Source organism: Helicobacter pylori, from assembly GCF_001998165.1.
GTDB lineage: Bacteria > Campylobacterota > Campylobacteria > Campylobacterales > Helicobacteraceae > Helicobacter > Helicobacter pylori_DL.
Genome location: NZ_MTWR01000079.1, coordinates 1 through 2,712, shown reverse-complemented (window position 1 = coordinate 2,712; position 2,712 = coordinate 1). Strand labels below are relative to the sequence as shown.

The 2,712-nt window shown below is 43.1% G+C and carries 2 protein-coding genes; one reads left to right on the top strand and one right to left on the bottom strand.

The annotated features are described in order from the left end of the window. Positions 1–159: 159 nt before the first annotated feature. Positions 160–1,212 carry an asparaginase gene (locus tag BZK24_RS08005; RefSeq protein ID WP_077657109.1) on the bottom strand — a complete coding sequence of 351 codons (1,053 nt, stop codon included), beginning with the start codon at positions 1,210–1,212 and terminating at the stop codon, positions 160–162. A gap of 74 nt (positions 1,213–1,286) precedes the next feature. Between BZK24_RS08005 and BZK24_RS08000 the strand changes: the two genes are divergently transcribed. After that, the gene (locus BZK24_RS08000) at positions 1,287–2,618 is read left to right on the top strand and encodes an anaerobic C4-dicarboxylate transporter (RefSeq protein WP_077657108.1); all 1,332 of its coding nucleotides are present in this window, start codon (positions 1,287–1,289) and stop codon (positions 2,616–2,618) included. The last annotated feature ends 94 nt before the right edge of the window (positions 2,619–2,712 follow it).

The following is a 2,712-nucleotide window of genomic DNA, read 5'->3' as shown; positions in this document are numbered from 1 at the left end:
ATTATGTGTTTGCTTATTGAAAAATCTCCTTTTTAAAATAGGGGGAGCTTCATCAAATCTATTTTGATAGTTATCAATATTTGATGAAAATAAAGTCAAAAACAAAATAAACCAAATCACCCAGTTATCTTTGATAATTGAGTGATCTAAGAGAATCGTTTAATACTCTTCAAACATTTCTTGGATTTTTGCCTTATCATTCGTTTTAGTTAGAGCGAGTTGTAAAAGCACCCTGGCTTTTTGGGGGTTTAAATTGTCGCTTGTGATGAAACCATAAGCCTTGTCATCAATCTCGCCTGAAGTAACCTCACCACTGCCTACCCTGCTAGAACGAACGATAACCACCCCCATTTGGCTCGCTTCTTGCATCGCTTTTAAAAACCCAGCGCTCACATTCCCATTACCCACCCCGGCTATCACAACGCCTTTTGCATGCGATTTCAGGCTCGCTTGGAATAAATCGGGGGTCATGCCAGCATGCGTGTAAATAATATCCACTTTAGGCAAGGGGGTTTTGAGCTCTAAAAGGGAAAATTCGCTCTCTGTCGTGTGTTTTCTCAAAGGCTGCATGTAATAACGCACCTTGCCATAATACACGCTCCCTATCGCGCCACTATTTGGGGCTTTAAAGGTGGAAGTGTGGGTGGTGTGCGTTTTAGCCACCTCTCTAGCGCTAAAAATAGTATCGTCCATCACCACCAACACACCCTTATTCGTGCTTTTTTCATTAACCGCTACGCTCACAGCATTATATAAATTCAAAGCGCCATCCGCGCTCAAAGAAGAAGCGTTACGCATCGCTCCCACTAACACGACCGGTTTTGTGGAGCGTAAAACCAAATTTAAAAAATACGCGCTCTCTTCTAAAGTGTCCGTGCCATGCGTGATGACAACGCCTTGAATGCGGCTATCATCTAGCAATTCTTGGGCGCGTTTAGCAAGTTTGAACCATATTTCTTCATTCATGTCTTGTGAGCCGATGTTAGAAATCTGCTCCCCTTGAATGCGAGCGATCTTGTTGAGACTAGGGATAGCCTTCAAAAGCTCTTTGACACCCAACTCACCGCTCTTATAACGGCCCAAACTCGCGCTCGCGCCACTCCCGGCAATCGTCCCCCCTGTCGCTAGTAAAACGATGGTAGGTAAATTTTGAGCCATAACTTGCCCCTTCAAACAAAATAAGAGAATCAAAAATTTCAAAAACATTCTCATTATAGACTACCTTTTGAAATTTAAAAGATTTTATAGTATAGTGAATCGTTGTTAAAATAAATTTAAAAGGGTTAATGGTGGATGCCTTTTTTCAAATTATCGTGTTACTTTTTTCGCTTTTTTTAGGGGCAAGGCTAGGGGGCTTGGGAGTGGGCTATGCGGGGGGCTTGGGCGTGCTTGTGCTTTGCTTATTTTTGGGGCTAAACCCGGGCAAAATCCCTTTTGATGTGATTTTAATCATCATGGCAGTCATTAGCGCTATCAGTGCCATGCAAAAAGCGGGGGGCTTGGATTACTTAGTTAAAATCGCTGAAAAAATTTTAAGGAAACACCCCAAGCAAATCAACTATTTAGCGCCAAGCGTGGCGTATTTTTTAACGATACTAGCCGGCACTGGGCATACGGTTTTTTCTTTGATCCCAGTGATTGTGGAAGTGAGCCAGAGCCAAAACATCAAACCCAAAGCGCCTTTAAGCTTAGCGGTAGTCTCCAGTCAAGTCGCTATTACCGCAAGCCCGGTGAGCGCAGCGGTGGTGTTTATGAGCGGCATTTTAGAGCCTTTAGGAGCAAATTATCTCACCCTTTTAATGGTTTGGATCCCTACGACTTTTTTAGCATGCATGCTCACGGCGTTTGTGATGGGTTTTACTAATTTGAAATTAGACAGCGACCCGAATTATTTAGAACGCTTGAAAGCGGGCAAAATCTCGCCCCCTAAAATCAAAGAAGAAAAAGAAACCTCAAAAAGCGCGAAATTATCGCTATGGATTTTTATCGTTGGGGTTGTAGCGATCGTTTTTTATGCGAGCGCGATTTCTAAAAATATCGCTTTTGTTAGCCCGGTGGTTTTAGGAAGAGATCAAGCGATCGTGTCTTTCATGTTGAGCGTGGCGACTCTCATTGCACTTTTTTGTAAGATCAACGCTAATGAAATCGCTCATTCAAGCGTGTTTAAATCCGGCATGCAAGCGTGCGTGTGCGTGTTAGGCGTGGCGTGGTTAGGCGATACTTTTGTGAGCAATCATATAGATGAAATCAAACGATACGCTTCGTTTTTGATCGCCGATTATCCGTTTTTATTAGCCGTAGCGCTCTTTTTGGCTTCCATGCTTTTGTATTCGCAAGCCGCCACCTCTAAAGCGCTCATCCCAAGCGTGATCACAGCCTTAGGTATTAGCGCTAATCATACGGAGCATTTGTATATTATCGTGGCTTCTTTTGCGAGCGTTTCGGCGTTGTTTGTGTTACCCACTTACCCCACTTTACTAGGAGCGATCGCTATGGATAACACCGGCACCACTAAAATGGGCCGTTATGTGTTTGATCATGCGTTTTTGATCCCTGGGGTTTTAGTCGTGTTTTTGAGCGTGGCGTTAGGGTTTGTTGTCGCGCCGTTGGTTTTGTAGCTTTTATAACCAACGATAAAAGCTTTGATGTTGCGATTTTTCTAAACCCCCTTAAAAAAGAGGGTTTAAACCATTTAATAAGCAAACACATAAT

Coding starts and splice junctions, on each gene's coding strand:
- BZK24_RS08005 (WP_077657109.1), bottom strand. CDS start 1,212: ATGAGAATGTTTTTGAAATTTTTGATTCTCTTATTTTGTTTGAAGGGG.
- BZK24_RS08000 (WP_077657108.1), top strand. CDS start 1,287: ATGGTGGATGCCTTTTTTCAAATTATCGTGTTACTTTTTTCGCTTTTT.